Genomic DNA, 24491 nt, shown 5'->3' on the forward strand with positions numbered 1-24491 from the left:
CCCGGTCTGCTGCCTGATGACCTCGCTCTGCTCGGTCATGCAGTGCAGCCTACGCGAAGGTTACCCAGCGGTAACGTGAGTCATCTCGCAGTAGGCCGCGCTGCCTGCGCACACCATAGGGGGCCCCACCCGATCCTGCTGGGCAGGGGCTCGACGGGGTGACGTGGGACCGCCGACGCGACGGTCTGCTCGGATCAGCGCCAGCGAGAGAGCAACGCCAGCGAGGCGACCATCGCACCGAAGCCGACGGCGAGGTTCCAGTAACCCCACGCCATGACCGGGTACTCCTGCTCGGACAGGTAGTAGAGCACCAGCCAGCCGATCCCGACGACGATCAAGGCGACCGCGGTGATCGGCAACCACACCGGGCTAGGCTTGCGCGACGACGACGACGACGCCGTCGTCGGACGGACGTCCGTCGGCGGGGTGTACACCTTCTTCTTACGGACCTGAGACTTGGGCACGGCGCTCTCCAGAGGGGTGACGACCTCGTCCGGCCTGACAACCGGGCGCGGGGGCGACGGTCCATGGCCAATAATGTTCGAGAGCTAGCGTAGTCCCGATTGGCCGCCTGGACCACGAATGGGGTCAGGCCGGTGCACGGAGTGACCGAAAGAGGCGGGACTGTTCGCATCACCGGCCGAGCCGGCACGGACCGATCCCCGACACGCGGAAGGAACGCTCGGTGGAGTACACATCCGGCGCAACCTCCTGGCAGAAGGTCCTCCGACGGGCTGCCGCCGGGCTGCTGCCCCGGCGACCGCGCCAACGCCGTCCGGGCTGGTCGATCGGGGTGCCCCTGATCGCCGCGGCGGCCGGGTTGCTCTTCACCACCACCGCGACCACCGCGGGCGGCACCGCTCTCCGGGAGGACCGGCGCCCCCAGCTCAACCAGCTCATCGAGGACCGCCGCGAACAGGTCGCCGCCAGCGAGCGCCGCGCCGCCACGCTGCGCGGCGAGGTCGAGCAACGGACCAACACACTCGCCGGGTCGGACGCCCCGATCAAGGCTCAGCAGAATCGCGCCCAGGGCAGCGTCCAGGACGCCGGGTTCACCGCCCTCAGCGGGCCCGGGGTCACAGTCGAGCTGAACGATGCGCCCCAGCTCGACCAGACGCAGTCGGACGCCAGCAACGACGACCTGGTGGTGCATCAGGGAGACGTACAGGCGGTGGTCAACGCGCTCTGGGCAGGCGGAGCCGAGGCCATGTCAATCATGAATGTCCGCGTGCTCACCACCAGCGCGGTACGCTGCGTCGGTAACACCCTGCTACTGCACGGCCGGGTGTACTCCCCACCGTTCAAGATCGTAGCGATCGGCGATCCCGCTGCCCTCCAGCAGGCCCTCGCCAGCTCTCAGGGAGTCCGGTTGTTCAAGGACGCGGTCGACGACTACCAGCTTGGCTACAACGAGACGGTCTCCACGGTGCGAGTTCCCGCATTCGAGGATTCCACCGCCCTACGCTCGGCTACGGTGCCCAAGTGAGCGGGCCGGACGAGCGACGCGACGGGCGACACCGGGACCAGACCGACGAGCCGACCGCCTTCCTGCCCAAGTTCGACCGGCCCGAGTCGGCACCGGACCGACCGACCCCGGCCATCAACTGGCCCGAGCCGGTGCTGCAGCCGCCACGAACCGGGCAGCCGCCACGAACCCAGCAGCCGCCGAGCGCCGAGCAGCCGCCGCCGAGCGCCACTCGACCCGAGCCGACCGGAACCCCGGGCCGCCCGGGTGCCGAAGCGCCGCCGCCCTGGCCAGGCAGCGCGGCTGCCGGGCCGAGCTCGCACGGCGGTGCCGGGGTTCCCCCCGCGAGCACCGCCGGCCGACCGACCGCCAGCAACCAGGGCCCGGTTCGGCCCGCTGCCCCCGGCAACGCCCCGACCCGACCCCCCGCCCCCAGCGCCGCGTCCACCCGACCGACAGCGCCCGGCGCCGGACCGACCCGCCCGCCGTCCACCGGCAACCCACCGGGTGCCGCACCGACGCGCCCGGCCACGCCCGGCGGGATGCCGATGCCGACCCGGCCGGCGGCCTCCGGCACGCCGAGCCGGCCTGTCTCCTCCGGGCCCTCGACGCCGCCGCTGGCCGACTCGCCGACCGCGTACATTGCGCAGGTCACCGCCCGTCCCGGCCGACCCACCGGCTCTCCGGCCACCCCGGTCTCCCCGGCCGCCCCCGAGCGCGTCGCAGCGGCCGGGCCGGAAGGCTTCCCGCCGACCGGGCCGGGCCGGGTCCCGCCGAGCGCTGGCGGGGATCGCGGCGCCGACCCGGCCGCCACCGCGTTGATTCCGGCAGTGCCCACCACTCCTGCCACCAGGCCGCCGACAATGGACTCGACCGCGTTGATGGGTGCCGTCCCCCGCACCGCCGTCCCGGACGAGCCGACCGGCGCCAACCCCGCCGACCCTCCCCAACCCCGACGCGGCGAGCGGGTGGTGCAACTCCGGCCGCACCAGACCGGCGACGGCTACAAGAGCGTCTACTCCGAGCTGACCCGCCCGTCGTTCGGCTCGCGACTGCGCACCGGCGTCCGCGTCTCCGGCGAAATCCTGATCACCTTCGGTCTGGTGGTCCTGCTATTCGCCGGCTACGAGGTCTGGGGCAAGTCGGCCATCGTCGACGCCCACCAGAACGACCTCAACAACCAGTTGGTCCAGGAGTGGGGCCCGACCGACGACCCGACGGTGGCCCCGTCGGTCGGCCCGAGCGTCAAGCCGTCCCCGCCGGTACGCGGAAAGCCGCTCGCGGGCCTCTACATCCCCAAGCTCGACAAGAACTGGGTCGTCGTCGAGGGCGTCACTCAGCAGGACATCCGCTTCGCCCCCGGCCACTACCCGACCAGTGCGCTCCCCGGCCAGGTGGGCAACTTCTCCGTCGCCGGCCACCGCAACCGGGCCACCTTCTGGCGGCTGGACGAGCTGAATGAGGGCGACCCGATAGTGGTCGAGAGCAAGACCGACTGGTACGTCTACCGGGTGTCGCAGTCCCGGATCGTCCGGCCGACCCAGGTCGAGGTGGTGGCGCCGGTGCCCGGTGAACCGGACAAGAAGGCGACCAAGCGGATGCTCACCCTCACCACCTGCAACCCGAAGTTCGACAACTACCAGCGCCTGATCATCCACGCCGAGCTGGACCGCACCCAACCCAAGTCAGCGGGCCGCCCGGCGGAGCTGGGAGGCTGACCCGATGTACGCGTTCATCTGGCGCAAGCTGCCGTTCGGCGTGGTCGGAAAGTTGACCGGCTCGGTGCTCCTGGTGGCTGCCACTGTGGCCCTGTTGTGGTACGTCGCCTTCCCGTGGGCCGAACCCCTGCTGCCCTTCGACGACGTGCAGGTCGAGTCCGGCGTACCCGCCGAGACGGGCGGCGGCGACCCGGTGACGGGGGAGACGCCGGCCGGCGACGAGCACGAGCTGCCGTACGACACCGATCAGAACAACCCCGCGCCCCCCTCCCCGAGCAGGTGACCATGCGCGTCCTGGTGATCGACAACTACGACTCGTTCGTCTTCAACCTGGTGCAGTACCTGGGCCAGCTCGGCGTGGACTGCGAGGTCCGCCGCAACGACGAGATCGACGTCGCCGAGGTGGGCACTGCTGGCGCCGACGGCATCCTGCTGTCACCAGGGCCGGGCAGCCCGGACCGGGCCGGCATCTGCCTCGACGTCATCCGGGAGTACGCGGGCCAACTACCGATCTTCGGTGTCTGCCTCGGCCATCAGGCGATCGGCGAAGCCTTCGGGGCGACAGTGACACGCGCCCCCGAGCTGCTGCACGGCAAGACCTCCGAGGTACGACACCACTCGGTCGGCGTACTCGCCGGTCTGCCCGACCCGTTCACCGCCACCCGGTACCACTCGCTCGCCGTGCTGCCCGAGACGCTCCCGGACGAGCTGGAGGTCACCGGCTGGACCGGATCCGGCGTGGTGATGGCGATGCGGCACCGGACACTGCCCATCGAGGGTGTCCAGTTCCACCCGGAGTCGGTGCTCACCGAGGGCGGTCACCTGATGCTGGCCAACTGGCTGGCCAGTTGCGGTCACCCCGAGGCGCTGGAGCGCGCGCCCGCGCTGGCCGCCGAGGTGGACGCCCGCCGTCGGGCGGCCTTCGCCACCGCCTGAGGGCCGGACGTCAGAGCACGGTCACCGGATCATCGGGACCCCGCACCGGCCGGGTCAGCCCCGCAGCGCGTCCTCGACCGCGGGACTCACGGGCGAACGCACCGCAGGCGGTCGGTCGCGTACCGCGTCCCAGGCCGCCTTGCCACTGGCGAAGTAGTCCCGAACCGACTTCTCGGCGAGCAGGGCGGCGCCGCAGCCGTCGCAGTGGGCGGTCACCCCGTCGACATCGACGCCGAGCTGCCGGCACAGCGTCACCGCCCGGGACAGGTGGTACGACTGGGTGACGATCAGGGCCCGCTCGACGCCGTACACCTCGCGCGCTCTCGCGCAGCTGTCGTAGGTGTCCAGGCCGAACGGGTCGGCCACCACCCGACGCCTCTCAACGCCGCGCTCGGCGAGGTACGTCGTCATCACCGCCGGCTCGTCGCCGGACGCGCCACCGCCGTCGCCCGACACCAGGACTACCTTGGCCCGCCCGCTGTTCACCAGCTCGGCGGCGGTGTCCAGGCGGCCGGCGAGACGGTCACCCGGCCGCTGCCGATCGGCCGCCACCTCGGTGCCGAGCACGATCACCACGTCGGCGGCCGGCGCGTCGGCAGCGGTGTACAGGTGGCCGTGTGCGGCGAGCGTCGTCCACAGCCACGGGGAACTGGCGAGCACCAGCACGACGAGGCCCGAGACGGCCACGCGGCGAAGGCGGCGAGGCCACCGCCGTATCGGCCCGGCCCGGGACGCTTCCGTCTCCGTCATGCCGATGCCCGCGGGTGGCCTAGTCCTGGGGCCGGCCCGGCGCGGGTGGGAACGGCAGACCGATGCCGCCCCCGCTGCCGGGAGGGGTCGGCGTGCCCGTCGGCGTGGTCGTCGGCGTGACCGTCGGCGTCGGGTCGGTCTCCGGCTCGGGAATACCAATCTCGATGGTGACCGTCTTGTTCCTGGCCAGTTCGGTGCCCCCCACCGGGTTCTGCTTCTGGACCCGACCGGCCTGATCGGCCGGCACCTCTTCACCATCGCGGAACTGGACCTTGTAACCCGCCTCGCGGAGTTCCTCGGCGGCCTCGTCCCGGGTGGAGTTGATCACGTTGGGCACCTTGTTGACGTTGCCCCGGGAGATCTCGACGACGACCTTGCTGTCCTGCGCCACGGTCGTCCCCGACGGCGGAGTCACCTTGGTGACAATCCCCTCCTGAGCGGGGTTGTCGACCTTCTTCTCCTCGACCGTCAACCCCAGACCCTCAAGTTGGGTCTTCACGTTCTCGATCTGGGAGTTGACCAGGCCAGGGGGGATCTTCACATCCGGCTTGCCGTCGCAAATCTGGATGGTCACCGTGTCCGCCTGCTTCAGCCGGGTGCCCGGCGCAGGACTCTGCTTCGCGATGGTGTTTTTGGTGCAGTCATTTGCCAGGACGGGGTCGCCTACCTGCGGCTTGAAACCGAGATTGTTGATCTCGGTGATCGCCGCCTCCCGGGTCTTACCGGTGAGGGTGGGCACCGACTTCAGGTCCTCGTCCTGCTGCATGTTCCAGAGCAGGGCGGCGACCAGGGCGATCACTGCCAGCACGCCGACCGCGCTGAACGTAGCGATCAGCCAGGAGGACGCCTTGCGCTGACGCGGGTCGCCCACCCGGGCCGGGATCTGCCCGGTCTGCGGCCCACGGCCGGAAGGCGGATAGCCGCCCCCACCGCCGGCCGGGGCCATCGCCACCGTCTCCGCCTCGCGCAGCACCGGGGTGGCCAGCACGGGCCGGCCGGCGGCGGCGCGGAGCAGGTCGGCCCGCATCTCGCCAGCGCTCTGGTAGCGGTTCAGCGGGTTCTTCGACAGCGCCTTGAGCACGATCGCGTCGACGGCCGGGGTGACGTCCGGGTTGATGTCGCTCGGCGTCGGCGGCGTCTCCCGTACGTGCTGGTACGCGACGCTGACCGGGCTGTCCCCGACGAACGGCGGGTGCCCGCAGACCAGCTCGAAGAGCACGCAGCCGCCCGCGTACACGTCGGAGCGGGCGTCGACGGCCTCGCCGCGTGCCTGCTCCGGGGAAAGATACTGGGCAGTGCCGATGACCGCGCTGGTCTGGGTCATGGTGGTCGCACCGCTGGCCAGCGCCCGGGCGATGCCGAAGTCCATCACCTTGACCTGGCCGGTCTGGGTGAGCATCACGTTGCCGGGCTTGATGTCCCGGTGGATGATCCCGTGCCGGTGGCTGAACTCCAGTGCCGCGCACATGTCGGCGCAGATCTCCAGCGCACGGCGCGGTTGCAGTCGGCCCTCGGCGCCGAGGACCTCCTTCAAGGTCCGCCCGTTGACGAACTCCATGACGATGAACGGCAGCGTCTCACCGGTCGGCGCGGTCTCCTCGCCGGTGTCGTAGACCGCCACGATGGCGGGGTGGTTGAGCGAGGCGGCGTTCTGCGCCTCCCGGCGGAACCGCATCTGGAACGTCGCGTCCCGGGCGAGGTCGGTGCGGAGCATCTTGATCGCGACGTCCCGACCGAGCCGGAGATCGCGACCACGGTGCACCTCGGCCATGCCGCCATAGCCGAGCAGCTCGCCGACCTGGTACCTGCCACCGAGCAGGCGGGCCTGCGCTGTCATCGCGTCTGTCGTCCTTCGCTCGTCGTCGTCCCGCCGTTGCCCGGCTGGAGTCGTACCTCTCGACGGTACGACGTCCGGGTCGGATCGTCGCGCCCGTCGAGTCGTAGCGCGCCGGACGCCACGGTGCGCGGCGCCAGCCCGGCCGATGCACCGGCCTGCGACTGCTTCCGTAGGTTGTAGGAAATCACGCCAGAGCAGAGCAGGACCAGCACGGCCAGCAGGATGGCGAGAAGCACCATTCCCGGCCGGGACCGCTGGGGCTGGGGTGCCGGCGTCGCCGGGCCGGCCTGCCGGACGTACGCCGGCTGGTGTTCCTGCCGGGGCGGCCCGGACGGCACTGCTGCCGCGCCGCGCGGGTAGCCGTTGGGTGCGCCCTGCGGCCGAGCGGGCTGGACGGCCGGCGCGACGGCGGTGGGGCGTGGCTGTTGGGCGGGTGCGATAGCTGTCGGCCTCGCTCCGGCCACCTGCGGGCGGGCAGTCGGCGGACGCATCTGGTGCGCCTGCGGCACCTGGGCCCGACCGGGCGCGGCGGGTGAGGCGGGCGCCGCGGAGACCGGCCCGGAGTTGGCGCCGGCCCGGGCCTGCTGGGAGAGCGCGGCCTTGAGCTGACGGGCGACCCCGGCGAGTGCGGCGGCGCTGGGCCAGCGGGCGGCCGGGTCCTTGGCCAACGCCCGTTCGACGAGGGCGCGCACCTGCGGAGGGATGTCGGCCGGCAGTGGCCGGGGCGTCTCCCGGACGTGCCGCATCGCGATGTCGAGGGGGTTGTCGCCCTCGAACGGCCGCCGACCGGCCAGGCACTGGTAGGCGACCACGCCGAGGGCGTACACGTCGGACGCCGGGGTGGCCACTCCGCCGGTGGCCTGCTCCGGTGAGATGTACGAGGCGGTGCCGAGCACCGAGCCGGCGGCGGTGAGCTGGCCGACCATGTCGGAGCGGGCGATGCCGAAGTCGGTGAGCACCAGCGTGCCGTTCGGCCGGACCAGCAGGTTGCCCGGCTTAACGTCGCGGTGCACGATGCCCTTCTCGTGGGCGGCGTGCAGCGCGTCGGCGGCCTGCGCGACGAGGGCCATCGTCCGGGCCGGGGTGAGCCGGCCGACCCGGCTCAACGTGGACGACAGGGCGTCACCCTCGACGTACTCCATGACCAGGAAGGCGATCTGCTGGTCGTTGCCGAAGTCGTAGACGTCCACCACGCCGGGATGGTTGATGGTGGCCATGGTGCGGGCCTCGCCGCGGAACCGCTCACCGAAGTCCGGGTCGTCGAGCAGGGCGGGGAGCAGGCTCTTCACCGCGACTGTCCGACCGAGCACCTGGTCGGTGCCGCGCCAGACGTCGCCCATGCCGCCGCTGGCGATCCGCTCGTCGAGACGGTAGCGGTTGCCGAGCTGCACGCCGGGGCTGAGCATGTCAGCGACCCCCTGGGTCGGCGATGGCGGCCTTCATGATCTGACCGGCGATCCGAGCCGCCTCGGCGCTACCACCGGGGCCGGCCTGCTCCAGCATCACGCAGACCGCGGAGACCGGGTTGCCGTTCTTGTCGAGGGCGAAGCCGATGAACCAGCCGTGGTCGGGCCGATCCGGGGCGGACTGGGCGGTGCCGGTCTTGCCGCCGACCGTGTAGCCGCTGATCGCGGCACTCTTGCCGGTGCCGTTCCGGACCACGCTGACCATCATCTCGCGCAGGTCGGTGGCGACCTGCGGCTCGACGGGCTGACGCAGCTCCCGCGCCTTCGCTGTGTAGTAGCTGGTGGTCCGGTCCGGAGCGAGCAGCTGCCGCACCAGGTACGGCCGCATCTGACTGCCGTTGTTGGCGACCGCGCTGGCGATCATCGCGCCTTCCAGCGGGGTCATCCGGACGTTGTTCTGACCGATCGAGGACTGGGCCAGCGCGGCCGGGTCCGTGCTGCCGTCCGGGTTCTGGATGTCCCCGGTCCGGCTTGCCGCCGTAGGCAGGCCGCCCTCGCCGAGCTGGCCGACGGTCAGGTCCTCCTGCTCGAAGCCGAACTGCCGGGCCTTCTCCTTGACGATGTCGGCGCCGAGTCGCACGCCGAGCTGCGCGAAGCCGGTGTTGCACGACTCGGTTACCGCCTTCAGCAGGGTGACCTGTCGCTCGGGGCAGATCGAGGCGGCGGCGTTACGGATTGGCTCGCCGGAGGTCGGCGGGGTCCAGCTGGAACCGGCCGGGATCTGGGTGTTCTTGGTGACGCCGTTCTCCAGCGCCGCCGCGGCCACCACGATCTTGAAGGTGGAGCCCGGCGGCAGCGTCTCGGCCAGCGCGCGGTTCTTCAGCGGTTCGGCCGGGTCCTTCTCCAGCTTGTTGTACGCCGCGGTTGCCTCGTTGGTGTCGTGGCTGGCCAGCGGGTTCGGGTCGAAGCTCGGCATGGAGACCAGCGCCTGGATGGCACCGGTACGCGGGTCGACGGCGATCGCCGCGCCCCGCTTCGCGCCCACCTCGTTGTTGCCCAGCTGGTCGTACGCCACGTCCTGGGCCCGCTTGGAGAGCGTGAGCAGCACGTTGCCGCCGCCGGTGTCGTCGCCGGTGAACATGTCCTTCAACCGGTCGCCGATCAGCTGGTCGCTGGTGCCGGCCAGGAAGTCGTTCTCCACCTGCTCGATGCCCTGGTCGGCCAGGTTGACCGGCTTGTAGCCGAGCACGTGGGCGTACTTGGGGCCACCCGGGTAGGAGCGCTGGAACTTCAGCTTGCCGGTGGTCTCCTTGCTGGTGGCCAGGGCGGTGCCGCCGGCCTCGATGTTGCCGCGCTTGCGCTTGTAGTCGGCGACCTGGACCCGACCGTTGTAGTCGCTGGTGCGGTATTCGTCGGCCTTCTGGAACTGAATCCAGTTGAGGTTCGCGAAGAGCAGGCCGAACAGGACCATGACGACGACGCCGACACGGCGCAGCGGTGCGTTCACGGCTTGATCACCTCCGTGGGAGCACCGTGCAGCTGCTCGGGTGGGCCACCGCTGGGTCGGACCGCCTTGCCCCCGCTGCCCCCGGTCACCGGTCGGCGGGCGCCGTCGGAGACTCGCAGCAGCACCGCGATGAGCAGCCAGTTGGCCATCAGCGACGACCCGCCGGCGGACAGGAACGGGGTGGTCTGACCGGTCAGCGGGATGAGCTTGCTGATCCCACCGACGATCACGAAGACCTGGAGGCCGAGGGTGAACGCCAGACCGCCGGCGAGCAGCTTGCCGAACGAGTCCCGTACCGCGAGCGCGGCGCGCAACCCGCGCTCCACGATCAGCAGGTAGACGACAAGCAGCGCGGAGAGGCCGAAGAGGCCGATCTCCTCACCGATGCCGGCGAAGATGAAGTCGTTCTGCACCTCGGGCAGGATGTCCGGCTGACCGCCGCCCGGCCCCGCGCCGAAGAGCCCGCCCGTGCCCAGGGCGAGCAGGCCCTGCACGAGTTGGTAGCCCTTGTCGGTCGGGTCGGCGAACGGGTCGAGCCAGATCTCCGCCCGCACGTAGAAGTTGGCGAACGGCCCGCCGACAGTCGAGCCGAGGACATAGGCGAGGTACGCGCCGCCGAAGAACAGGACCAGGCCGATCAGCAGCCAGCTGACCCGTTCGGTGGCGATGTAGAGCGTCACCACGAACATGCCGAAGTAGAGCAGCGAGGTGCCCAGGTCCTTCTCGAAGACCAGCACCAGGACGCTGATCAGCCAGACGCCGACCACCGGCCCGAGGTCGCGGCCACGCGGGAAGTCGATGCCGAGGAAGCGCCGGCTGGCCAGCGACAGCACCTCACGCTTGCGTACCAGGTAGTAGGCGAAGAAGACCAGCAGCGCCAGCTTGGCGAACTCACCCGGCTGGATGGAGAAGCTGCCGACCCGGACCCAGAGCTTCGCGCCGTTGATCTCGGAGATGCTCGACGGCAGCACCGCCGGGATCATCACCAGCACGATGCCGGCCAACCCCAGGGTGTACGCGTACCGCGAGATCGACCGGTGGTCGCGCATGATCACGAGCAGGCCGGCGGCGAGGATCACCGCACCGAGCGTCCAGGCCAGCTGACGCCCGCCCTGCCCCGCGAAGACGGCCAGGCTCTCCCGCTCGGTCACCGGGGCATCGCCCAGGTCGATCCGGCGCAGGAAGCCCACCCCGAGCCCGTTGAGCAGGGCCACCGCCGGCAGCAGCGCCGGATCGGCGAACGGGGCCAGGAACCGGATGACCAGGTGCAGGCCGAGGAAGACCGCGCCGAGCGCGGCGGCCGGCATCCAGAAGTCCGGGGTGACCGTGTCCAGCAGGTTCGCCTCGACGGTCGCCCCGTACGCGGCCACCAGCACCATCGCGAGCAACAGCAGGTACAGCTCGGCGTTGCGGCGCGACCGCGCCAGGCGTACGCCGGATTGCTCGCCCGCGGTGGCGGGCGAGGGTGCCGGTGTGGCCGCTACGGTCACGGGTGGAGTCCTCAGGATCTCAGCCGACGCTCACTCAGGAGACCGGCAGCCGGCCGTGTCGAGCGCCGGCGTGGCCGAGTCGGAGGGCGTGACGTCGGGTGTGGTGGTCGCGCCGGCCCCACCGAGAGCGGTGGTGGCACCGACGGTCGGGCTTGCGCTGACAACCCCGTTGGGGGTCGGCGACGCGTTGGCGCTCGGGCTGCCGTTCGGGGTCGGCGTCGAACCGATCGGGGTGGGCGTCGGCGTCGGCGTGGTGACCCCGGCGGCGGTCGGGTCGAGCGGGCAGAGCGGCTTCAGGTTGGGGTTGCTCGGCGTGTCGCTGGTCAGCTCGGCGAGCTGACGCTCGGCGTCCGGCTCACTCTTGGCCCGGATGCCGACCTTGACGGTGTCCTGTGCGGCGACAGTGAGGTCGTCCAGGCGGGTGCCGCTGCGGCGGTGCACGCTGGACAGGTCCATCCCGGCGATCTGACCCTGGACACCGCGGAAGACGGCAACCTGGCCCTCTTCGGTGGCTCCCACGTAGTACTGCCGTTGGGTGTACGTCCAACCACCGAACGCCGCACCGCCGACGATCACCAGCAGGGCCAGCGCCATGGCGGCGGTCCGGACCGGGCGTCGCTTCGGCCGGTCGGCGTCATCGTCGGAGGCCGCCGGTTCCTCGGGCGCGGCCGGACGCGGCGCGGAGAGCGCCGAGGCTCGGGCGGCCGGAGTCGAGTCGTCGGCGGAGGTCGCCATGCCGCGGTCCCGGGCGGCGGCGCCGCCCACGATCGGGGTCGCCTCGACGATGTCCTGGTCCGTGGCGTCGGCGATGATCACCGTGATGTTGTCCGGCCCACCGCCACGCAGCGCGAGCTGCACCAGCCGCTCGACGCACTGCTGCGGGTCGGTGTACTCCCGCAGGGTCTCGCCGATGGTTTCGGCGCTGACCACACCCGAGAGGCCGTCGCTGCAGATCAGGTACCGGTCGCCGGGCATGACCTGACGGACCGAGTATTCCGGGTCGATGTCCCGACCGTCGAGGGCGCGGGTGAGCAGCGACCGCTGCGGGTGACTGCTCGCCTCCTCGGCGCTGATGCGGCCTTCGTCGACCAGCATCTGAACGTAGGTGTCGTCCTTGGTGATCTGCGCGAACTCGCCCTTGCGCAGCAGGTAGGCCCGCGAGTCGCCAATGTGGACCATCCCCAGCTTGCTGCCGGTGAAGAGGGTCGCCGTCAGCGTGGTACCCATCCCCTCCAGTTGCGGGTTGGCGTCCACCGTGTCGCGGAGTTGTTGGTTGGCGGTGCCCACGGCCGAACGCAACGCATCGACGAGAGCGTCCCCCGGGACGTCCTCGTCGAGCGGCGCCATGGCACCGATGACGATGTTGCTGGCGACGTCACCGGCGGCCATACCGCCCATGCCGTCGGCAACGGCGAGTAACCGCGGCCCGGCGTAGACGGAGTCTTGATTGCCGTCTCGGATCAGACCGCGGTCGCTGTGGGCCGCATAGCGCAGGGTCAGAGTCATGGCCGTAATTCGAGGGAAGTGCGGCCGATCCGGATCGGCACGCCGAGGGGGACGGGGGTTGGTCCGGAGACCTTAGCGCGATCGAGGTACGTGCCGTTAGTCGAGCCGAGGTCCTCGACGTACCACTGCCCCTCACGCGGCACGAGCCGGGCGTGTCGCGCGGAGGCGTAGTCGTCGGTGATGACCAGGGTGGAGTCCTCAGCTCGACCAATGGTGATCTGCGCTTCACCGAGAGTGATTTTGGTGCCGGCCAGCTGACCGGCCGTCACCACCAGTTGGTGCGCCGCTCTGCCCCGTTTCACCTTCGCCGGCTTGGCCGCCTGCCCCGTCGAGGCGCCCACCGCGCGTGGTGCGGCCACCAGACGACCGGACCGGGCGCCCGCGAAGAGGTCCCGGCGGATCACGCCGACCACAGTGAACACGAAGATCCACAGCAGGATCAGGAACCCGAACCGGGCAACGGTGATGACCAGTTCCGGCAAGGCGGGTCAGCCGTCCACGCGGAAGGTCAGCGTCGTCGTCCCGAGCTGGACCATGTCACCGGGGTTGAGCGCGACGGCGGAGACCCGCTGCCCGTTCACCATGGTGCCGTTGGTCGAACCCAGGTCGGTCAACACGACCTGGCCGCCGTCGAAATCCAGCCGGGCGTGTCGCCGGGAGATGCCGACGTCGGGCAGACGCAGGTTGGCCTGGTCGCCGCGACCGATCACCGTCGACCCCATCTGGAGGGGATAGGTGCGACCGTCGCCGGAGACCAGCCGCACGTTGCGACCGCCACCGTGCCCGGGCGGCGGGCCGTAGCCACCGCCCTGGTCGTACGCGGGGTAGGCGGGCGGGCCGGCGTCGTAGCCGGGCGCCGACACCGGGGCGACCTCGCCGCCGGTGTAGACCTCGGCCGTGACACGGAACATGCCCGTGTCCAGACCCTCGCCTCGCTCGATCTCGACGATCACGTCGCCGTAGACCGTCCACGCCTGCTCGCCGATGAATTCCGCCTGCGACTGGGCCAACTCCTGGGCCAGCGCGGCGGCGTACGGCGCCAGCCGACTGTGGTCGAACGGCGAGAGATCGATCACGTAGCGGTTGGGCACCAACGTGCGCCCACCGGCCAGGATCGCCTTGTGCGCCTCGGCCTCCCGCTGCATGGCGTTGAGGATCTCCACGGGGTGGACCACCCCTTTGAAGACCTTGGCGAAGGCCCCTTCGACCAGGCCTTCCAGACGCTTCTCGAAGCGTTGCAGCACGCTCACCGGCTCCTCCTCGGGTCCCGAGGACATGATGGTATCCGGCCGGCGCGCGCGCAGCTCACACGCCGCTCGGCCGGCTGCTCTCGACCCGTTCGGAAGGGCCGCGACTGTCGTGCTAATCTTTCGTCCGCCACGAACGGTAATCGCTCGTGGCGAGCGTCAGGGACAGCGTAGTATTCCCGAGGCCCGTTGGAGACAGCGGGGCCGGGCGGCTAGAGTGTTCCGGGTTGTGCCACGGGGATGTGGCGGAATGGCAGACGCGCACGGTTCAGGTCCGTGTGCCCGAAAGGGCGTGGGGGTTCAACTCCCCCCATCCCCACCACCGACGAGGGCTCCGCTTCATGCGGGGCCCTTCCGTCATATCGGGGCGTGCTGGACGTCACGCTATGCTCCGATGGATTCTGCCTCCGATGGACCAGGAGTGGCGTGTGAGTGTCGCGTTGGTGACAGGGTCGGGTGGTCTGATCGGCTCCGAGGCGGTCCGGCATTTCGCCGGCCTCGGTCTGGATGTCGTCGGCATCGACAACGACATGCGCCGGTACTTCTTCGGCGAGGACGGCTCCACCTCGTGGAGCCTGGAACGGCTCGGCCGTGACCTGGGTAGCGCGTACACCCACTTCGCGGTGGACATCCGGGACCGGGACGGCCTGGAGCAGGTGTTCAAGAAGTACGGCTCGGACATCGCCGTGGTGATCCACAGCGCCGCCCAGCCGAGCCATGACTGGGCAGCCAAGGAGCCGTACACGGACTTCGACGTGAACGCCGGCGGCACGCTCAACATCCTGGAGAACACCCGCCGGCACGCGATCGAATCGCCGTTCATCCACTGCTCGACGAACAAGGTGTACGGCGACCGGCCCAACAGCCTGCCGCTCATCGAGCTGGAGACCCGGTACGAGCTGCCCGAGGACCACCGCTGGTACCAGGGCATCACCGAAGAGATGTCGATCGACCACTCGCTGCACTCGGTCTTCGGCGCCTCCAAGGTCGCCGCGGACGTGATGGTCCAGGAGTACGGGCGCTACTTCGACATGAAGACCGCCTGCTTCCGGGGCGGCACGCTGACCGGCCCGGCGCACTCAGCGGCCGAGCTGCACGGGTTCCTGGCCTATCTGATGCGCTGCGTCATGGAGGGCCGGACGTACAACCTCTTCGGCTACAAGGGCAAGATGGTGCGGGATGCGATCCACTCGCACGACGTGCTGACCGCGTTCGAGGCGTTCTTCCGGGCCCCGCGATCCGCGGAGGTCTACAACCTCGGTGGCGGCCGGCACTCCAACACCTCGCACATCGAGGCGTTCCGGATCGCGGAGGAGATCACCGGCCGCGAGGCGCGGATCAACTACGTCGAGCAGAACCGCACCGGCGACCACCAGTGGTACGTCAGCAGCATGGCCCGGTTCGAGGCGCAGTATCCGGACTGGAAGATCACTTACGACGTGCCGATGATCCTGCGGGAAATCTACGAGGCCAACGTGGACAAGTGGGTGGCCCAGCCATGACCGCCCGGACGAAGCGCAACGTGCTCGGCGTCCTGGTCGACGCCACCGACTACGCCACGGCGACCGACGCGGTGGTGACCGCGGCACACGAGCGGCGTTCCCTCGCGCTGACCGCGTTGGCCGTGCACGGTGTGATGACCGGGGTGCTCGACCCGGCGCACAACGCGCGGCTCAACTCCTTCGACGTGGTCACGCCGGACGGGCAGCCGGTGCGGTGGGCACTCAACCTGCTGCACCACGCCGGGCTCAGCGACCGGGTGTACGGGCCGACCCTGACCCTGCACGTGCTGTCGCGCTTCGCTGACGAGGGGCTACCGGTCTACCTGTACGGCTCGACCGAGGAGACTCTCGCCCGGTTGATCCCGGCTCTGGAGCGGATGTTCCCAGCTCTGAAGATCGCCGGGGTGGAGCCGTCCAAGTTCCGTGCCGTCCAGCCCGGTGAGGACGCCGAGATCGCCGACCGGATCCGGTCCAGTGGCGCCCGGTTGGTGCTGGTCGGGCTCGGCTGCCCGCGCCAGGAGGTCTTCGCGTACGCCATGCGGCCGCTGCTCGACATGCCGCTGATGGCGGTCGGCGCGGCCTTCGACTACCACGCCGGGCTGCTGCGCCAGCCCCCGCCGTGGATGCAGCGCGTCGGTCTTGAGTGGTTCTGGCGCCTCGGTCTGGAGCCGAAGCGGCTCTGGCGCCGCTACGTCATCCTCAACCCGGTCTACCTGAGCCGGCTCGCCGCGCAGAAGATCGGCCTGTGGAAGGCCCGCCCGCCGGCCCCGGCCACCGAGCGGCCGGCCACCTTCTCGGTCTGAGCCCGATCCGTACGACGCGAGGCCCCACCCGGCGTGCCGGGTGGGGCCTCGGTCGTCACAGACCGGTCAGACGGTCAGGGTCCAGGTGTTGATGTAGCCGGTGTCGACCGAGTAGGTGTCCCGCACCTGGAGTCGCCAGATGCCGTCGGCGGCCTCACCGGACACGTTGACCGAGTACGTGGCGTTCACGTTGTCGGCGCTGTCCGAGGTGCTGCTGTTCTTCAGCCGGTACGAGCTGCCGTCCGGGGCGAGCAGGTCGATGACCAGGTCACCGCGGTAGGTGTGCACGATGTTCACCGCGACGGTGGAGGTCGAGGAGGCGTTGCGACCGCAGCCGGAGATGGTGATCGAGCTGGTCACCGCCGAGCCGGCGTCCGGGATCGACACGTCGGTGCCGTTGGTGCCGGTGCAGCCGGTGGGCGGCGGCGGGGTGCTGCCGGTGCCGACGTAGAGCAGCAGGTTCGGTGAGCCTGAGCCGGGGTTGCTCACCACGTTGGGGGTGGCGTTGGCCACCAGTTGGTTGCGGACCTGAGCCGGGGTCCAGCTCGGGTTGGCGCTGGCCACCAGGGCCGCCGCTCCGACCACGTGCGGGGTGGCCATCGAGGTGCCGCTGATCGTGTTGGTGGCGGTGTTGCTGTTGTACCAGGCCGAGGTGATCGACGAGCCGGGCGCGAAGATGTCCAGGCAGGTGCCGACGTTGGAGAACGACGACCGGGCGTCCGAGCTGGTCGTCGAGCCCACCGTGATGGCCTCCGTGGTACGCGCCGGCGAGGTGTTGCAGGCGTTGGCGCCGTTGTCGTTGCCGGCCGCCAGGCCGTACGTGACACCCGAGGCGATCGAGTTGCGGACGGCGTTGTCCAGTGAGCTGTTCGCGCCGCCGCCGAGACTCATGTTCGCCACCGCCGGCTTGATCGCGTTCGCGGTGACCCAGTCGACGCCGCCGATCACACCGGCGTTGGTGCCACTGCCGGAGCAGTTCAGCACCCGTACGCCGACGAGCTGGACGGCCTTGGCCACCCCGTACGCGGACCCGCCGACGGTGCCGGCCACGTGCGTGCCGTGCCCGTTGCAGTCGTCGGCCGACCCGCCGTCCACCGCGTCGTAGCCGGAGGTGGCCCGGCCGCCGAAGTCGTTGTGGGAGAACCGGATGCCGGTGTCGATGATGTAGGCGTGCACGTTGCTCGCCGTGTTCGGGTAGGTGTAGGAGTTGTCCAACGGCCGGTTGCGCTGGTCGATCCGGTCGAGGCCCCAGGAGGGCGGGTTGGCCTGCGTGCCGGAGATCGAGACGGTGTGGTTCTGCTCGACGTACGCCACCGCCGGGTCGGCGGCGATCCGCGCCGCCGCGCTCGCGTTCACATTGGCCTCGAAGCCGCGCAGCGCCGCGCCGTAGGTGCGGGCCACAGTGCCGCCGTGGCGGCCGGAGAGCCGCTTCGCGGTGTCGCCGACCCGGTCCCGGGCAACGGCGCTGTCCTTGAGTACGACGATGTAGCTGTCCGGCACGGCGGTGGCTCCGCCGGCGGCCCGAACCACACCCACGGGTTCGGCGGCCAGGGCTGGGGTGCCGACGGCCAGCACGGTCGCCGCGGCCACCCCGATCAGTACGGACCTTCGTGGAAGACCCATCTCCTACCTCCCTCTGACCGGCAGTGGAACGTGACCACCGGTCCCAACATCAATCGACACTCGCCGATCTAGCTGAGGGTAAGTCAGCCGTCGGTCAGTTGAACATGTCGAAACGGCCATACCTTCGAGTGATGACCCCCTACGGGCCCGGCGTCCGGGGCGAACGGGGGACGCGCCCGGATTCGCCTCGCCAGGATTCGGGAAAGACTCTCGAGCATGGAGAGTCAGCTCACCATCCTGCTCCCGGTCGCCGCCGTCTGGCTGGCCGCCGGCGTCGTTGCCGACGGCCTTCCCCGGCTGCGCAACACCCGCATGCTGCGTCGGCGTACCGGATGGTTGCTGGTGCTGGCCCTCACCGGCGTGGCGCTCACCGCGACCGTGCTCGGCGGCGGGCTGCTCAGCGCCGGCACCGCGCCGGTCGACCGGGCCGCCGCCGGGCTCACCCTGGCCGCCGGCCCGGCGCTCGTGGCGACGGTCTGCTCGGTACGACGGATCCGCCGGCTGTGGGCCGGTGCGGGCGCGTTCGCCAGCGCCCCCGCCACCCCCGCGCCGCACGGGCTGCGCGCCGCCGCGGCCCACCCGCTCGTCGGGCTGCCACTACAGGTCACCGCCCTGGCCACGGTGCCGGCGTTGATCGCCGCCACCGGCTCCGACCTCGGAGCCGACCCCGGCGTCACCGGGCCTGCGATCACAGTGGGCGCGCTCGCGGTGATCGCCATCGGGGTCCGGCACGCGCTACGCCACAACCGCTTCGCGGAGCGGGCCCAGCCCGCCGTCGCAGGGTCAACGCGGGCGGCCGGCGCTCTGCACGTATAGCAGTTCCAGGATCGACCTGGTGGCCTCGAACCAGCGGTCCAGCCAATCCTGCGAGGGCACGGTGCCCTTCGGCGGCAACTCCATCAGCAGACCACGCAGCAACGGATGGTCCGCCAGGGACTCGGGCGGCTGCATCGGCCAGCCCGCCGGCGGGAACGACGGCTCGATCAGCGGGTTCGGGTCCAGCGAGGGCAGCGAGAGCGGAGGATCCGTCGTCTCGGAGGCACCCTCCCGCCCGCTCAGCTCCTGGTCGGTCGAGACCACCTCGGTCAGAACCGTGTCCCGACGGGCGCCGCGGTACTTGCCACCGAACCGCTCCGGCTTCGCCGGACCGGTGGTGAGGTTTTCTGAACCGATCGTCGTCATCCGTCTCGCCTACTCGCTCGGTTGCGGGTCGGTGCGGCGGGTCGTCGACCAGCGCCGTACCGACCGGTTCAACGAGACGGGGACGCTCTGGCGACGGGAATCCCGACGGAACCTCGTCGACCCCGCCGCGACGCGACAGTCAGCCGCGCCCACCGCGGACACGGCAGAGTCCCCGTCCGGCGAACCGGACGGGGACTCCATTGACCAGTCGGTCAGACCGCGCCGAACACACCACCCCGGGTGCCGGCAACGAAGGAGTGCCAGTCACCCGGTGCGAAGACCAGGGCGGGGCCCGCCTTGTCCTTCGAGTCCCGCACTCCGACCGCCCCCGTCACGTACGCCACCTCCACGCAGTTGTCACAGTTCGGCCCGCTCTTCGAGCTCTTGAACCATGCTGCCTGCGTCAGGTCCACGGGGAACCCTTTGGTCGCCATTTCCACAACGGCTCCTCTGCCAGTTTTGCGATGTGTGCGACGGACTCCTCCGGACGTATGGCCGCAGCGCGGATGTGATCGAAGATGAAGCTGTACTTCTGTAGTTCGTCGCTCTTCTCGAGGAAAAGCCCACCCGTGGCGTTCTCCGCGTACACAACATCCGGATCACCGGGCTCAGGGAAGCTGAGGATCGTGAACGTGCCGTCCATGCCGGCATGCGCACCCACCTCGAAGGGCAGGATCTGCAGCGTCACGTTCGGCAACTCGGCCACCTCGACCAACCGCTTGAGTTGACCGCGCATCACCTCGTCCCCGCCCACCGGCCGACTTACCACCGCCTCATCGAGCACCACCCACAGATCGACCGGATCGTCCTGGGTCAATAACGACTGACGACCCAAACGGACACGCACTCTTTGATGCACCTGATCGGCGGTGAAGTCCGGCCGAGCGGCACGGATCATGGCCCCGGCGTACTCCTCGGTCTCCAGAAGACCCGGAACGACCTGCTGTTCGTACGCCCGGATCGAACTGGCCGCCGCCTCCAGCCCGACGTACGCGCCGACGAGCACCGTGCTGTAAGGGTGCCACCAGCCCTTTTGGCGGGCTTCCCGGGCGATCTGCACGAGCTCGTCGCTCTCGGCGCCGACGACGCCGTAGATCCGCAGCATGTCCCGCACGTCGCGTGGGGTGGCCGTGGTGTGCCCGGTCTCGATCCGGGAGACCTTCGAAGCCGAGCACTCCAACTGTTCGGCGACCACCTCGATGGTGATCCCGGCGGACTCCCGCTGGCGGCGCAGCTCGGCCCCGAGCCGCCGCCGTCTGATGGTAGGACTGCGCCGCTCACTCATCGTGCAACCCGTGACCGTGAGTCACTGGTCCCCGCCGCTGGCTGCTCGACCCCACTCGGGCTACCTCCGGTAACGCGCCACTGGTGACACCCGCCGGGGGGCGCGACCGTCGACCGGCGAGCGTTCGCGACGAAGGGGTGGTGCCGGTCCTCGGCCGGCCGCGACGGGCGAAACCGGCCCCCAGTCTGCCGCCCGGACGCGGATGGCTTCAATAGGCCTTTCGCGCGACACGCTCACGTATCGGCAAAAGTCGACGTGCAACTTGCATGAAGCACGTCCCTGATGCACTCTGTCCGTATGGCACGGATCACTCAGCGTCTCCGTTCGGTCCCTCGGAGTGGTGACCCCACCGCTTCGGGGAAGCCGGGCACGGCGCGGGCCCGGCCGACGACAACGCGACCTGCTCCGGGGTAAGGACCCCGCCGCTGCAAGCCGGCAAGCTGCGGCGGCGGGCGCGGTTCCCGGAAGCAACCGGGTGGTGGTCGGGTGGCGGCACGTCACCAGCGGGGTACGGCCCGACCACCGCCATCCGCACCACCGGTTCACGAGGCACGACCCCGTCACCGGCCGAGACGTCCCCCGTTCAGGCACCGCCGGCGCAACCGCCGGCCGATCCTCCCCAGGAGCCCATGTGCTTCCCCGCACCGGTGACGTACTGCACGTGACACGCGCGGCGAGTGTCCAGTTCCTCAGGCCGATCAAGTTCCGGGTGATCCGGGTGCTCGACTGGCCGACCTATGACGGCTGGCTCTGGCTCGACGGCTACGAGTTGAACGCCGCGGGCGACGCGGTCACCCGACGGTCGATCTTCGTCCAGCGGGAAGGGCTGCAGCAACTGCAGGCCGCCCCCGAACCCCGTCCGCACACAGTGCGGGCCCGCCGCCCGGTCGCGCGTACCCCGCTCCGGGTGGGCTGACCGACCCGAACCGCCGCCGGTGGGCGTGCCGCCGCCATAGAATCGGTACGCCCACCCCGGCACCGTTCCACCCGCTCGTCCAGGACCCTGACCCTGGGATGGTCATGGTCAATCAGCCCGCCCTGCGGCGGCACCACCGCTCCCGTATCGCCTGTGCCTTCGGACTCCTCGCCCTCCTCGGGGCGATGGCGACACTCCTGGTCCTCGTCCGCGACCCGGCGATGTCGTCCACCCGGCTGACCGCACCGGTGCCCGCACCGGAGATCACCGTGCTCGACTCCGACCCACCGAACGGCGACGGCCAGTCGGTCTACGACGAACCTGGCTGGATCGACACCGGCACCCCGGCCGACCGCGCTGGTGGTGCCGACCCGACCGGGCCGGTGTCCGGCCTTGGTGCCGGCGGCCAGTCCGACGGCCCCCAGGAACTCACCGAAGCCGCTCCGGCCGGACACAGCGCCACGGACATCCGCCGCTCCCTCTTCTGGTCCGGCATCTTCGGCCTCGCCATCTCCCTGGCCGGCATCGGTCTCGTCGGCACCCGCCGCCGGATGTGGTGACCAGCGGTCACGGCGTGTTCGTCACAGTAGTGCTCGGCGTGGTCGGGCTCGCCCCGGTCGGCGGCTCGGCCTGCGAGATGATCAACAACACCTCGTCGTCGGTCGACACCGACGTGCCCGCCTCCGGCTCGGTGCCCACCACCGTCCCGGGTGGCAGTTCCGACGGGCGGTACACCACCCGGTAGGCCAGGCCGAGCCGAGCCAACAGCCCCTCGGCGGTGGCCTGCGGCAGGCCGGCGAGCGGTGGCACCGGCAGCTCGTCCGGCGCGTCAGTGGTCGGCGAACTGCTCGGCGACTCACTGGTGGGCGCCGCCGACGTGGGGGCTGCACTGGTCGGCGGAGTGCTGGGGGCACTGGTCGGTGGCGGGGACGGCGTGGGCCCCGGATCGTCGCGGTCATCCTCCTGCTGGCCACGCACCAACCAGAGCGCCCCCCCGAGCAGGGCCGCGAGCAACAGCGCCAGTACGCCCCAGAGGATCGGCAACCACCACCGCCGACCGCCCTGCTCCTCGACGTACCACTCACCGCCGGGGTCATCCGGTCGGGGCGAGCGCACCTCGGCCCGACCGGACCAGGCTGGCGGTATCGGCGCCGTCCGGTCGGCCGGCGGACCCGGCCCGGTGCCGGCGGACCTGTCGATCGGCATGGTCTGGTCGGGCGACAGGTCGGGACGAGCCGGGACAGTCCGGTCGATCGGTGCCGTCTCGTCCGGGTCGGCGGCGGCTGGCGTCGGCTGCGTCGGCTCAGGGCCGTCGACGGCGGGGCCGGGCGGGGCCGGACGGTCGGCGGCGGGCCCGGTCGGGGCCGGCCGGTCAGCGGCGGAGGGCAGGGGCCGGGTCCGGTCGTCGTCGTGCTCGCCGGCGGGCGGCTCCTGGCGGTCGTCGCTCATCGCACGTCCTTTCCCGAACCCGGACGGGCGTCATGGCCCTCGACCGCCAACCTAGTCGCCCACACCGCCATGGGTGGGGATCAGCGTGCCGAGCCGCGCCGGCTGTCGGCGGGACAGAACGGCGGGTACGGGCCGGGAGGCTCGAACCCGCCGGCCCGGAATCAGGGCGTGGGTTTCGTGGTCGGCTGGCCGTCGGAGCCACACCAGATGCTGACCTGGTCGTTCCACCGGGCCGGGCCGTCCTCGGCGGGCTCCTGCCGGCTGACCTTCCCAGTACGTCCGCTGAGGTAGCGCGGGTAGAGGCCCTCGTCGACCAACTCGTCGGCGGCGTCGGCGCAACTCTTGCCGACCACGTCCGGCACCTCGGCGGCCGGCGCCGGCCCGGCGACCTGTAGCTGCACCGTCGTCCCCCGGGCGACCTCGGTGCCCACGTCCGGTGTGGTGCTCTCGACCGTACGGCCGACCCCGCCACCGAAGACCAGCCGCCAACCCAGCCGTTGCTTGCGCAGCGTATCCCGGGCCTGCTCGAAGTCGGTGCCGATCACCGGCGGCACGGTCAGGCCGGCCCCCTTGGTCGAGGTGGCGGAGGTCTGGACCGCCGACGGTGTGGGCCGGCCGCTGCTCGGTCGGGGTGCGGTGGCCCGGGTGGTCGACGCGCCAGCCGTGGTCGCAACGGCCAGCGGGTCACCAGAGGGTGCGTCGTCCTCGCCGGCCAGCAACCAGCCGCCGGTCGCGCCCACGGCGGCGAGCAGGACCGCCGCCAACCCACCACCGAGCACGACGCTGGCCCGGCCCGCACCGCCACCGGCGGCATTCTGCTGGCCCGTGTTCGTGTCCGTCATTACGCCCACCGCCTCATCACCGGCGACCGTACCGCCCGCCGCCCAATCCGCCCGCACCGGCGGTCCACACCGGCGGGTCTTTGCGACTCGCCGCGCCGACGACGGGACGTTACGCTGCCCGGCATGGCCAGACAGGGCTGGGGAGTGTCGATCGCGACGGCAATCGGGGTCGCTGCCGGCGCAGGTGCCGCACAACTGGGCTTCGGCTACGGGCTCGGCGTCATCACCTGGACGCCCACCGATGCCGGTGCGACCGATACAGCCTGGGCGGACGGCCTCGCCTGGGCCACCTGGCTCGCCGCCAGCTCGACGGTCCTCGGCGCGGTCTGCGCGCAGCGGCTGCACCAACGGAGCGCCCCGGCGAAGACCGTGACCTCTCCGGAAACGTCGCCCGACGGTGTTGCCGGCCACGAGGGCCAGCAGCTCGACGACCGTAGGCCGGAGCACGAGAGCCAGGTCGACGGGCCTTCACCGGCCGTCGACACCGGCCGGCCTGAGGTGGCGGGCACGCCACCACCGGTCGCCGAGCCGCCGGTCCACGACCGAGGTGGCCTGCTGCGCCGGGTGGCCCTGGCGCTTGGCGCCGGGCTGGGCGGGCTGGTCACGGTGCTGCTGATCGCGGTACCCGCGCGGGTCGCGACCGGCGCGGACACCGGCGCTCCGCAACGGACGGCCGCCGTACAGGCGACGCTGGGCATCCTGATCGGCGTCCTCGTCGCGATCTGGGCGCTTCGCTCCCGAGCCGCCGCGGTCAACGTGACAGCGACGGCCGCCTGGCTCTGGCTGCTCGCGGTGATCTCCGTGATCGACGGGGTACGCGTCGGACGAGGGCTGACCGGCGCGCAACTCGGCACCTGGCAGTTCGACCCGGACCACGCCCGGTACTGGATCGGGGGCCAGCTCTACTGGCCCGGTGCGCTGCTGGCACTGGTGCCCGCGCTGCTGATCGGCGTACTGGCCGCCCGGCGGTGCGCCCGGTCGGGCGGGCACCGCGGGGGTGCGGCGGCCGCCGGCCCGGCGGGCCCCG

The 24491-nt window shown here is 71.1% G+C and carries 24 protein-coding genes, 1 tRNA gene and 1 pseudogene; 11 read left to right on the plus strand and 15 right to left on the minus strand.

The window, feature by feature from the left end:
• Window positions 1-194: 194 nt before the first annotated feature.
• Complete coding sequence (locus KBX08_RS11240) at window positions 195-464, minus strand: cell division protein CrgA (protein ID WP_210783067.1); 270 nt, start codon at window positions 462-464, stop codon at window positions 195-197.
• Between the two features lie 221 nt (window positions 465-685).
• On the opposite strand from KBX08_RS11240, the gene KBX08_RS11245 reads away from it, so the two are divergent.
• The 4 genes from KBX08_RS11245 to KBX08_RS11260 are packed head-to-tail and all read left to right on the plus strand — an operon-like array spanning window position 686 to window position 4119.
• Window positions 686-1486, plus strand: coding sequence for a DUF881 domain-containing protein (locus tag KBX08_RS11245; RefSeq protein WP_210783069.1), 801 nt, complete (start codon window positions 686-688; stop codon window positions 1484-1486).
• On the plus strand, window positions 1483-3183 hold the full coding sequence (locus tag KBX08_RS11250) for a class E sortase (RefSeq protein ID WP_210783071.1): 1701 nt from the start codon (window positions 1483-1485) through the stop codon (window positions 3181-3183). Before KBX08_RS11245 ends, KBX08_RS11250 begins: the two co-directional genes overlap by 4 nt.
• A 4-nt stretch (window positions 3184-3187) precedes the next feature.
• Complete coding sequence (locus KBX08_RS11255; protein ID WP_210783073.1) at window positions 3188-3466, plus strand: hypothetical protein; 279 nt, start codon at window positions 3188-3190, stop codon at window positions 3464-3466.
• A 2-nt stretch (window positions 3467-3468) separates the two neighbouring features.
• Window positions 3469-4119, plus strand: a complete 651-nt coding sequence (locus tag KBX08_RS11260) for an aminodeoxychorismate/anthranilate synthase component II (protein ID WP_210783075.1) — start codon at window positions 3469-3471, stop codon at window positions 4117-4119.
• 54 nt (window positions 4120-4173) lie between these two features.
• Here the strand turns inward: KBX08_RS11260 and KBX08_RS11265 are convergent, their stop codons facing one another.
• The 8 genes from KBX08_RS11265 to KBX08_RS11300 all read right to left on the minus strand — a co-directional run bounded on the left by KBX08_RS11265 (window position 4174) and on the right by KBX08_RS11300 (window position 13892).
• Complete coding sequence (locus tag KBX08_RS11265) at window positions 4174-4806, minus strand: ElyC/SanA/YdcF family protein (RefSeq protein ID WP_307850509.1); 633 nt, start codon at window positions 4804-4806, stop codon at window positions 4174-4176.
• An 82-nt stretch (window positions 4807-4888) separates the two neighbouring features.
• Window positions 4889-6706 carry a Stk1 family PASTA domain-containing Ser/Thr kinase gene (gene pknB / locus KBX08_RS11270; protein ID WP_210783079.1) on the minus strand — a complete coding sequence of 606 codons (1818 nt, stop codon included), beginning with the start codon at window positions 6704-6706 and terminating at the stop codon, window positions 4889-4891.
• Window positions 6703-8112: a serine/threonine-protein kinase gene (locus KBX08_RS11275; protein WP_210783081.1), complete on the minus strand. Its 1410-nt coding sequence runs from the start codon at window positions 8110-8112 to the stop codon at window positions 6703-6705. The genes pknB and KBX08_RS11275 overlap by 4 nt, the downstream gene beginning before the upstream one ends.
• 1 nt (window position 8113) lies before the next feature.
• Window positions 8114-9619 (minus strand): penicillin-binding protein 2, encoded by a 1506-nt coding sequence (locus KBX08_RS11280; RefSeq protein ID WP_210783083.1) that lies wholly within the window; start codon window positions 9617-9619, stop codon window positions 8114-8116.
• Complete coding sequence (locus KBX08_RS11285; protein ID WP_210783085.1) at window positions 9616-11109, minus strand: FtsW/RodA/SpoVE family cell cycle protein; 1494 nt, start codon at window positions 11107-11109, stop codon at window positions 9616-9618. The genes KBX08_RS11280 and KBX08_RS11285 overlap by 4 nt, the downstream gene beginning before the upstream one ends.
• Window positions 11110-11139: 30 nt before the next feature.
• Window positions 11140-12615: a PP2C family serine/threonine-protein phosphatase gene (locus tag KBX08_RS11290; protein WP_210783087.1), complete on the minus strand. Its 1476-nt coding sequence runs from the start codon at window positions 12613-12615 to the stop codon at window positions 11140-11142.
• Window positions 12612-13097, minus strand: a complete 486-nt coding sequence (locus KBX08_RS11295) for an FHA domain-containing protein (RefSeq protein ID WP_030487599.1) — start codon at window positions 13095-13097, stop codon at window positions 12612-12614. Before KBX08_RS11295 ends, KBX08_RS11290 begins: the two co-directional genes overlap by 4 nt.
• Window positions 13098-13103: 6 nt before the next feature.
• Window positions 13104-13892, minus strand: coding sequence for a DUF3662 and FHA domain-containing protein (locus KBX08_RS11300; protein WP_007454122.1), 789 nt, complete (start codon window positions 13890-13892; stop codon window positions 13104-13106).
• A 206-nt stretch (window positions 13893-14098) separates the two neighbouring features.
• Between KBX08_RS11300 and KBX08_RS11305 the strand changes: the two genes are divergently transcribed.
• The 3 genes from KBX08_RS11305 to KBX08_RS11315 all read left to right on the plus strand — a co-directional run bounded on the left by KBX08_RS11305 (window position 14099) and on the right by KBX08_RS11315 (window position 16167).
• A tRNA-Leu gene (locus KBX08_RS11305) sits at window positions 14099-14184 on the plus strand.
• Between the two features lie 64 nt (window positions 14185-14248).
• Complete coding sequence (locus tag KBX08_RS11310; protein ID WP_210783089.1) at window positions 14249-15364, plus strand: NAD-dependent epimerase/dehydratase family protein; 1116 nt, start codon at window positions 14249-14251, stop codon at window positions 15362-15364.
• Window positions 15361-16167: a WecB/TagA/CpsF family glycosyltransferase gene (locus KBX08_RS11315; protein WP_210783091.1), complete on the plus strand. Its 807-nt coding sequence runs from the start codon at window positions 15361-15363 to the stop codon at window positions 16165-16167. The genes KBX08_RS11310 and KBX08_RS11315 overlap by 4 nt, the downstream gene beginning before the upstream one ends.
• A 66-nt stretch (window positions 16168-16233) precedes the next feature.
• Here KBX08_RS11315 and KBX08_RS11320 read toward each other — a convergent pair whose 3' ends face one another.
• Window positions 16234-17790 (minus strand): S8 family serine peptidase, encoded by a 1557-nt coding sequence (locus KBX08_RS11320; RefSeq protein ID WP_210783093.1) that lies wholly within the window; start codon window positions 17788-17790, stop codon window positions 16234-16236.
• Window positions 17791-18006: 216 nt separating this feature from the next.
• Here KBX08_RS11320 and KBX08_RS11325 point away from each other — a divergent pair, with 216 nt between their 5' ends.
• Window positions 18007-18606 carry a hypothetical protein gene (locus tag KBX08_RS11325; RefSeq protein WP_210783095.1) on the plus strand — a complete coding sequence of 200 codons (600 nt, stop codon included), beginning with the start codon at window positions 18007-18009 and terminating at the stop codon, window positions 18604-18606.
• Here KBX08_RS11325 and KBX08_RS11330 read toward each other — a convergent pair.
• The 3 genes from KBX08_RS11330 to KBX08_RS11340 all read right to left on the minus strand — a co-directional run bounded on the left by KBX08_RS11330 (window position 18574) and on the right by KBX08_RS11340 (window position 20257).
• A complete protein-coding gene (locus tag KBX08_RS11330; RefSeq protein ID WP_210783097.1) occupies window positions 18574-18972 on the minus strand; it encodes a hypothetical protein in 399 nt (132 codons plus the stop codon). The genes KBX08_RS11325 and KBX08_RS11330 overlap by 33 nt on opposite strands.
• A gap of 212 nt (window positions 18973-19184) precedes the next feature.
• On the minus strand, window positions 19185-19406 hold the full coding sequence (locus tag KBX08_RS11335) for a DUF397 domain-containing protein (RefSeq protein ID WP_091396369.1): 222 nt from the start codon (window positions 19404-19406) through the stop codon (window positions 19185-19187).
• Window positions 19376-20257, minus strand: coding sequence for a helix-turn-helix transcriptional regulator (locus KBX08_RS11340; protein WP_091396372.1), 882 nt, complete (start codon window positions 20255-20257; stop codon window positions 19376-19378). Before KBX08_RS11340 ends, KBX08_RS11335 begins: the two co-directional genes overlap by 31 nt.
• A 631-nt stretch (window positions 20258-20888) precedes the next feature.
• Between KBX08_RS11340 and KBX08_RS11345 the strand changes: the two genes are divergently transcribed.
• Both KBX08_RS11345 and KBX08_RS11350 read left to right on the plus strand, forming a co-directional pair.
• Window positions 20889-21173 (plus strand): hypothetical protein, encoded by a 285-nt coding sequence (locus KBX08_RS11345; RefSeq protein WP_091396374.1) that lies wholly within the window; start codon window positions 20889-20891, stop codon window positions 21171-21173.
• A gap of 98 nt (window positions 21174-21271) precedes the next feature.
• Window positions 21272-21733: a hypothetical protein gene (locus tag KBX08_RS11350; RefSeq protein WP_210783099.1), complete on the plus strand. Its 462-nt coding sequence runs from the start codon at window positions 21272-21274 to the stop codon at window positions 21731-21733.
• 7 nt (window positions 21734-21740) lie between these two features.
• Here KBX08_RS11350 and KBX08_RS11355 read toward each other — a convergent pair whose 3' ends face one another.
• Both KBX08_RS11355 and KBX08_RS11360 read right to left on the minus strand, forming a co-directional pair.
• Entirely contained in the window at window positions 21741-22622 is an 882-nt protein-coding gene (locus tag KBX08_RS11355; protein WP_210783101.1) for a PASTA domain-containing protein, read from the minus strand.
• A 161-nt stretch (window positions 22623-22783) separates the two neighbouring features.
• A complete protein-coding gene (locus tag KBX08_RS11360) occupies window positions 22784-23464 on the minus strand; it encodes a PASTA domain-containing protein (RefSeq protein WP_210783103.1) in 681 nt (226 codons plus the stop codon).
• A 123-nt stretch (window positions 23465-23587) separates the two neighbouring features.
• On the opposite strand from KBX08_RS11360, the pseudogene KBX08_RS11365 reads away from it, so the two are divergent.
• Window positions 23588-24491, plus strand: a pseudogene (locus KBX08_RS11365) (hypothetical protein); the annotation flags it as partial.

Origin of the sequence: Micromonospora sp. H61 (assembly GCF_018070325.1) — a bacterium.
Classification (GTDB): Bacteria; Actinomycetota; Actinomycetes; order Mycobacteriales; family Micromonosporaceae; genus Micromonospora; species Micromonospora salmantinae.